This window comes from Thermococcus sp., assembly GCF_015523185.1.
GTDB lineage: Archaea > Methanobacteriota_B > Thermococci > Thermococcales > Thermococcaceae > Thermococcus.
Genome location: NZ_WAKV01000008.1, coordinates 1 through 7,181, shown reverse-complemented (window position 1 = coordinate 7,181; position 7,181 = coordinate 1). Strand labels below are relative to the sequence as shown.

Below are 7,181 nucleotides of genomic sequence, written 5' to 3'. Positions count from 1 at the left end.
GTCTGAGCCTCTCCCATGGGTCCTCCTTGAGATAGCGTATGCACACGTCGAAAGTAGCTCCTCCCCAGACCTCCATAGAGTAGAAGCCTATTTTGTCCATGGTTTCGGCTATCTTTAGCATGTCCTCCGTCTGGAGGCGCGTTGCGATGAGCGACTGGTGAGCGTCACGAAATGTCGTGTCTATAATCTCAACCTTCGCCAACTCCATCACCTCCGATGTCCAGAAAAGTGCATACCCTTAAAAGCCTTACGACGAGAAAAGAAAGGGAGTTAGTCAGTTGACGAAATCAGAGCAGGCCCTCTGCCTTCGCCGCCTCCTCCGGGTCCTCGTTCCTGTGGACGACTCTGAGGAGGGCCTTTATGAAGGGCTCCGGGTTCTCGCGCTGGAATATGTTCCTTCCGACAACGGCCCCAGCGCCCCCAGCTTCAATGACCTCCCACACGAGCTTAAGGAAGTCAACCGGGTTGTCGGTCTTCGCTCCGCCGCTGAGCAGAACGGGAACTCCCGCTGCTGCATCAACGACCTTCGCAAAGGTCTCCTTCGAGCCGGTCCAGTAGGTCTTTATCATGTCAGCACCGCTCTCGGCCGCGGCCCTCGCGCCGTACATGACGACGCGGTAGTCCTCCTTTTTACCATAGCGCTCGTTGATGTACGGGCCGCGCGGGTAGGCAAACTGAACCACGGGGAAACCCAAATCATGGGCGTAGCTCGCTATCTCCGCAAACTGGCGCATCATAACGTCCTCAGCTGGACTGCCCCAGTAAACGGTCGCCGCTATGGCATCGGCGCCGAGTTTTATTGAATCTTCGACGAAGGCCAGCCGGCTCTGGAGGAGCTGTTCCTCCTTCGGGCGGAGGTTGGTTTTGCTCGTGAGCTTTATCATCAGGCCGACGTTCGGCTTAACTTCGTCACCGGCAATCCTCGCGATTCCGGGGAGCATCATGACACCATCTATCCCTGCCCTGACGACCTTCCTGATGATAACTTTGGGATTCACGTGCTCCCAGACAAGTTCAAAATCCGTTGGGCCATGTTCAAAGCCGTGGTCCATCGCGAAAATCAGCGCTCTTCCATCCCTGCGGAAGAACCTCTTAAGCCTTCTCCTTATACCGACGCTCTGGTAGGTATCCATCTACATCACCGAGAGTGATATATGATTTTATGGATTTAAGGTTTTCCCCGCAGGTTACTACCCCTAAGAGTTTTCCGCAATTGTTTAAACGCCTTTCGTCAAACAATGAAGTGGTGTTCAAATATGCATTGGAAGGTAATCCGGCTTACTGAAGTTAACTCCACCAACGATTACGCAAGGAAGATAGCGGAAGAAGTGCCCGAGGGAACAGTTGTGGTGGCAAAAAGGCAGACCTCCGGCAGGGGGAGGAAGGGCAGGAACTGGGCCTCCCCAGAAGGGGGTCTGTGGATGACGGCAATACTGAAGCCCATGGCCAGTCCCGAGCACGTTCCGAAGCTGGTCTTCGTTGGTGCCCTGGCCGTTGTTGACACGCTCGCCAAGTATGGAATACCCTCTGAACTCAAGTGGCCCAACGACGTCCTTGTTGGTGGGAAGAAGATAGCCGGAATTCTCAGTGAATGCAAGCTCCATCACTTTGCACTCCTCGGAATAGGACTGAACGTTAACAATGACATCCCGGAGGAACTTAAGGAGACCGCGGTTTCAATGAAAGACCTTCTTGGTCGAAAAGTAAACCTTGATGAGATTCTTCAAAGGGTCTTGCGGGCTTTGTCATACTGGTATAGTCTCTTTAGGAGTGGAAGACACTATGAGATTTTGGACGCTGTAAGGAGACGGAGTGCCGTGATTGGTCGGAGGGTAAGGATACTTGAAAACGGAGATGTCATGCTTGAGGGCGTGGCACTCGACATTGACGAGTCTGGGGCACTTCTCGTCGAGACGGAAGAGGGTGTCCAAAGGGTTATTTACGGTGACGTCTCGTTACGTTTCTCCTGAACTATTTTTCATTTTGAACATCTGTCAGATTTGATGCGGAAAGATTAAAATATTGGCTTATTCATAGTAATTTTGATGTCTTAGGTTGTTTTATCTGTTAAAATAGCAGGGGGTGCGGGTATGGGACTGCTGAGAAAGTACCTTGACTATCCAGTTCTGTGGAAGATATTATACGGTTTGATTTTAGGTGCAATCTTTGGTTTAATAGCAGGACACTTCGGCTGGACGGGTTTCGTAGAAACCTACATCAAGCCCTTTGGAGACCTCTTCGTCAGACTGCTGAAGATGCTCGTGATGCCGATTGTTCTAGCATCTCTCGTCGTCGGTGCGGCAAGCATAAGCCCTGCTCGCCTCGGTCGTGTCGGTGTTAAGATAATAGTCTACTACCTTGTCACCTCGGCAATGGCCGTTTTCTTCGGCCTCATAGTCGGCAGGCTTTTCAACGTTGGTTCAGGCGTCCACCTCGGCTCTGGAACGGGTAAGGCAATCGAAGCCAAGAGCCCCTCGCTGGTTCAAACGCTCCTCAACATTGTGCCGACTAACCCATTCGCATCGCTGACAAACGGGGCGGTTCTGCAGGTTATATTCTTCGCCATAATCCTGGGTATTGCAATCACCTACCTCATGAACAGGGAAGAAGAGAGGGTCAGGAAGTCGGCCGAGACACTGCTCAGAGTCTTCGACGGTCTCGCCGAGGCGATGTACCTCATCGTCGGTGGTGTTATGCAGTACGCTCCCATAGGCGTGTTTGCGCTTATAGCCTACGTCATGGCCAAGGAAGGCCTTAAAGTTGTTGGGCCCCTAGCGAAAGTCGTCGGCGCAGTTTACCTCGGCCTCTTCCTGCAGGTTGTCATAACTTACTTTATACTCCTGAAAATCTTTGGCATCGACCCCATCAAGTTCATCAGAAAGGCAAAGGATGCCATGCTTACCGCCTTCGTCACGAGGAGCTCAAGCGGAACCCTGCCCGTTACGATGCGCGTGGCTGAGGAAATGGGCGTTGATAAGGGTATATACTCCTTCACCCTGCCACTCGGCGCGACGATAAATATGGACGGGACGGCGCTCTATCAGGGTGTTACAGTCCTCTTCGTTGCAAACGCAATAGGCCACCCACTCACCCTGAGCCAGCAACTTGTGGTGGTTCTCACAGCCGTTCTCGCTTCAATCGGAACGGCTGGCGTTCCCGGTGCTGGAGCCATAATGCTCGCAATGGTTCTACAAAGCGTTGGCCTCGACCTAACCCCCGGAAGCCCCGTGGCTTTAGCTTACGCTATGATACTTGGCATTGACGCGATACTCGACATGGGCAGGACCATGGTCAACGTTACCGGCGACCTTACAGGAACTACGATTGTTGCAAAGACTGAGGGTGAGCTCGACCTCTCCAAGTGGGCCGACTGATTTTTCTTCCCTCTCTTTTGGGCAAACTTAATATACCCTCCCCCGTTTTTAATGGCAGGACAGCTGGAGGTAAAGTTATGAGGAAGTTTGGGTTTTTAATCGTCGCTCTTCTTCTCCTAGGAGTTGTTGCAGGCAGTGTGTCTGCTTCCAACGACTACAAGGAGGTCCAGAAGAACGAGTACTGGGTTTCTTGGGACGGGAGTGCTAGGGTAACGCTCAAGACGATATTCTACAGTCCGGAAGAGATGCTAAACCAGACCAAGCAGAGCATACTTAAGATGGGGCTTGAAAACGCCACCAAACTGTTCATCACCCAGGAGAGCCAGGTTCTCTCTCAGCTCGGTCTTAGCCTGGAGAACGCCACCGCTGAAATTCTTGGCTATAACACCACGGGACCCCTTGTGACCGTTATAAACGGAACAATACCCAACTTTGCGCGCTACTACTCATACGATAATTCATGGGAGATTTCCCTCGATGCCCTCCGCATAGTGGACCTCTCAAGGATTGACCCTACTGCCGTAAACGGCTCGATGTACCTTGAGAACTACTTCACAGTGCACCTCCCAGAGGGGGCCAAGGTAGAAAACGTGACCAAGGGCTTTAGGGTTGAGTCCAACGGTAGTTACATCCAGCTTGACGTCAATGCCACCGGCGACACAATCATGGTCCATTCAATTATTTACCTCAAGAAGGGTATTACAAAGGATGACCTCAGCGTTCTCTACTCCAAGCTTGAGCCAGTTATGATAACCTATACTGGAAAGAGGGGTGTGGAGAACTACACAACGTGGGAGATGAAGATATACAACAACATAACCGTCCAGGGGGACAAGACGATTCTCGATACGACGGAGGAATACATCAAGCCGGAGGAGTACATTAACTACATAAAGGTTCAGTTTGCCTATCAGGGACTCCAGCAGGCTGAACAGAGCCTCTATCAGAAATACGCACAGACCTTTGAGAGCAAGGGCATAAAGGTTCTCTCGGGCAACGTCTCGATTCTCAACGTCAACTCCACCGGGCCTTTAGTGGTTAAGTACCACTGGGTTCTTCAGGGTTTCGTGAGCAAGGTGAACGATACCTATGTCTACAACTACGACCCGCGGCTTGAGCTTGGAAACATGGACTTCCCCTACAGGCTCAACGCGGCGATAAACGAGACAAAAGTCACGAGAATCACCCTTCCGGAGGGATACAAGTTCGTTGAAGTTCCAAAAAGTATAGACGTCAAGACAAAGGCGGGCAACGTCGTCATGAAGGTTACGAAGGTCAATGACAGGGAGGTTCTCATCGAGAGCAACGTCTATCTCCGCTACGGCATACCGGCAGAGGCGTACAAGGAGCTGATGGCCAAGGTTCCAGACAACGTTGAGTTCAAGTACGTCGTCAAGGCTGAAGAAGGCAATGGAATCTGCGGTCCGGCCCTTCTGGTTGGGCTCGCACTACTGCCCCTCCTCCTGTTGAGGAGGCGCTGACCTCTTTTCTTCCCTTTACGAAAAAGCTTAAAAACGCATCCCCAAAGCATCAACAGGCATTGTAAGGGGGTGTGACCATGTCAAGGTACAAGCCACTCGCCAAAAAGCTCAGGCTCGCGAAGGCTAACAAGCAGAACAGGCGCGTTCCGGTATGGGTTATAGTCAAGACGAACAGGAAGGTTCTCACTCACCCGAAGAGGAGGCACTGGAGGAGGACCAAGCTCAAGGAGTGAGGTGGTGTAAATGCCGATTAAGCCCGGTGAGGAGGTCATATTCGTCGTTCCCATCAGGAAGATAAAGAAGCGCGTCCCACGCTGGAAGAGAGCACCGAGAGCGGCCCGCTTCGTCCGTGAGTGGATAGCGAGGCACGCCAAGGCTGAAGAGGTCAAGCTCGACCCTGCCGTCAACGAAAAGCTCTGGGAGCGTGGGGCAGAAAAGCCACCCAACAAGCTCCGCGTTAAAGTCGTTGTGGAGGAAGTTGACGGCAAGAGGGTCGCGAAGGTTTCCCTCGCCTGATTTTAACCACTTTTTAGAGGTGACGAGATGCACATCGAGAGGCTCGATTTTGAGAACTCCCCCTACCTTGGAGTTTACGGTTTCGCCACCGACAGGGTAGCCATCGTTAGGGAGGGCCTCGGCGAGAAGAAGCTGGATGTCCTCAGGGAGGTTTTGAAGGTTCCGCTCATCGAGACGAGCATCATGAAGTCGCGCATAGTGGGTATCTTCGTGGCGGGTAACTCCAACGCGCTAATCGTTCCATGGTACATCTGGGATGCCGAGCTCGACACCATAAACGCCCAGCTCAGGGAGTCTGGAATAGACATGGAAGTGGTTCCCTTCCAGAGCAGGCTCACCGCTTTTGGGAACCTCATTCTGGCCAACGACAATGGCGCATTGGTCAGTAAGGAGTTCACAAGGGAGGAGGCAAGGAAAATAGAGGACATCCTCGGCGTTCCCGTCGAGAGGGGAGTCATAGCCGATTACACCGCCGTTGGGAGTGTCGGTGTTGTTACGAACAGGGGTGGCCTTGTCCATCCCGAGGCAACCGACGAGGAACTTGAGTGGCTTAGCGACCTCTTCAAGGTTGACGTTTACGTTGGAACCGCCAACATGGGCGTTCCCTTCGTCGGCTCGTGCATGATAGCCAACTCCAACGGTGTCGTCGTTGGACATCTCACGACCGGTCCTGAGATTGTGAAGATTGAAGAGGCCTTGGGCTTCCTCGGATAAAGCTTAAAAGGGCCTTTTCAAAGCTCAGCCGGAGGGAGGGATGAAAATGGAGGTCAAGGTTTACCGCGTAAAGGGAATCTTCCAGAGGGGTAAGCTCAAGCAACCCTTCACCAAGGAGTACAGGGCTCTGAAGCCCGAGCACGTGGAGGAGCTCGTTTACTCCGAGATTGGGAGCAAGCACCGCGTTCCAAGGACCAAGATATGGATTGAGAGCATCGAGGAGATAAGCCCGGAAGAGGCTGAGAATCCCGTGGTTAGAAGGCTCAGCCTTGAGCTCTGATTTCTTTTCTCCACCCCAAAACCCTTGACTGGTAGTGCCTCTTTGGAAATATCTCCAGCGGGTCTATTCCCTTCTCCCTGAGGAGGTGCCGTAGCTCGACCTCGTAGTCCGCTTTTTCGAGCTCTTCGCTCTCCTTTATCTCGACGACGAAGAGCTTTTCGGTCAGCTCGCGTATCGTCTTGTAGCCGAGGCCGAGGAGGGGCCTTATGTAGGCAACGCCAAAGCGGTCCTCTAGCGAGCGGGCCTTGGGCAAATCCAGGTAGGGAACCCTGTCGTCTCTCCGCGTCCCATCGCTTACCCTCTCAACTTCGGGCATTGAGGCGAGTGTCTCCAAAGCCCTCTCGTGGATGAACTGTATGGCGTTGTTGGGATGACCGTCTCTTATCGCCATCTCGCTCGCCCTTTCAAGGATTTCTTCGGGAAGGTAGACTACCCTGTGCCTGAAGCCCAGCCTCTCGGCCGTTTCCCTCGCGTACTTCCAGTTATCGAGAATTCCAAAGCTCACCGTTACGAGTTCCACGTCGTAGCCGAGCTTAGCTAAAATCCACGCGCCTAAACTGGAGTCCTTTCCGCCGGAGTAGAGGTGATAAACCTTCATGGTGACCCCCTAGTATGCTCTATCAGATGTTTATTAAAGTGATCCAAAGGGTTATTAAGAGAAGCCAGTAATACTTTTCTGGTGGAGATAATGCCAATTGTCACGAAGAAATACCAAGTCACCATACCCAAGGACGTTAGGGAGGCGCTTGGAATCAAGGCAGGGGACGAGGTTGTCTTTGTTAGGGAAGGAAACCGTTACGTTTTGATGAAACTTAC

At 52.5% G+C, this 7,181-nt stretch carries 10 protein-coding genes and 1 pseudogene; 8 read left to right on the top strand and 3 right to left on the bottom strand.

What is annotated here, in order from left to right; all coding sequences use genetic code 11:
- Positions 1-202 (bottom strand): annotated as a pseudogene (locus tag F7B33_RS00790) (pyruvate carboxylase); the annotation flags it as partial.
- Positions 203-287: 85 nt separating this feature from the next.
- A complete protein-coding gene (fba, locus tag F7B33_RS00785) occupies positions 288-1,133 on the bottom strand; it encodes a class I fructose-bisphosphate aldolase (protein WP_297072590.1) in 846 nt (281 codons plus the stop codon).
- Positions 1,134-1,256: 123 nt separating this feature from the next.
- Between fba and F7B33_RS00780 the strand changes: the two genes are divergently transcribed.
- The 7 genes from F7B33_RS00780 to rpl18a all read left to right on the top strand — a co-directional run bounded on the left by F7B33_RS00780 (position 1,257) and on the right by rpl18a (position 6,365).
- Complete coding sequence (locus F7B33_RS00780) at positions 1,257-1,970, top strand: biotin--[acetyl-CoA-carboxylase] ligase (protein ID WP_297072588.1); 714 nt, start codon at positions 1,257-1,259, stop codon at positions 1,968-1,970.
- Positions 1,971-2,090: 120 nt separating this feature from the next.
- The gene (locus tag F7B33_RS00775) at positions 2,091-3,374 is read left to right on the top strand and encodes a dicarboxylate/amino acid:cation symporter (protein WP_297066080.1); all 1,284 of its coding nucleotides are present in this window, start codon (positions 2,091-2,093) and stop codon (positions 3,372-3,374) included.
- Between the two features lie 77 nt (positions 3,375-3,451).
- Complete coding sequence (locus tag F7B33_RS00770; protein WP_297072586.1) at positions 3,452-4,855, top strand: CGP-CTERM sorting domain-containing protein; 1,404 nt, start codon at positions 3,452-3,454, stop codon at positions 4,853-4,855.
- Between the two features lie 77 nt (positions 4,856-4,932).
- Positions 4,933-5,088, top strand: coding sequence for a 50S ribosomal protein L39e (locus F7B33_RS00765; RefSeq protein ID WP_167913592.1), 156 nt, complete (start codon positions 4,933-4,935; stop codon positions 5,086-5,088).
- Between the two features lie 10 nt (positions 5,089-5,098).
- The gene (locus F7B33_RS00760) at positions 5,099-5,371 is read left to right on the top strand and encodes a 50S ribosomal protein L31e (protein WP_297072584.1); all 273 of its coding nucleotides are present in this window, start codon (positions 5,099-5,101) and stop codon (positions 5,369-5,371) included.
- Between the two features lie 27 nt (positions 5,372-5,398).
- A complete protein-coding gene (locus tag F7B33_RS00755) occupies positions 5,399-6,085 on the top strand; it encodes a translation initiation factor IF-6 (RefSeq protein ID WP_297066067.1) in 687 nt (228 codons plus the stop codon).
- A gap of 46 nt (positions 6,086-6,131) precedes the next feature.
- Positions 6,132-6,365 carry a 50S ribosomal protein L18Ae gene (gene rpl18a / locus F7B33_RS00750; RefSeq protein ID WP_297066114.1) on the top strand — a complete coding sequence of 78 codons (234 nt, stop codon included), beginning with the start codon at positions 6,132-6,134 and terminating at the stop codon, positions 6,363-6,365.
- On the opposite strand, the gene F7B33_RS00745 is transcribed toward rpl18a, so the two are convergent.
- The gene (locus tag F7B33_RS00745; protein ID WP_297072583.1) at positions 6,349-6,963 is read right to left on the bottom strand and encodes an asparagine synthase-related protein; all 615 of its coding nucleotides are present in this window, start codon (positions 6,961-6,963) and stop codon (positions 6,349-6,351) included. The genes rpl18a and F7B33_RS00745 overlap by 17 nt on opposite strands.
- Positions 6,964-7,053: 90 nt before the next feature.
- On the opposite strand from F7B33_RS00745, the gene F7B33_RS00740 reads away from it, so the two are divergent.
- Positions 7,054-7,181 (top strand): AbrB/MazE/SpoVT family DNA-binding domain-containing protein (locus tag F7B33_RS00740; RefSeq protein ID WP_297072592.1); only part of this gene is annotated, 128 nt, incomplete at its 3' end.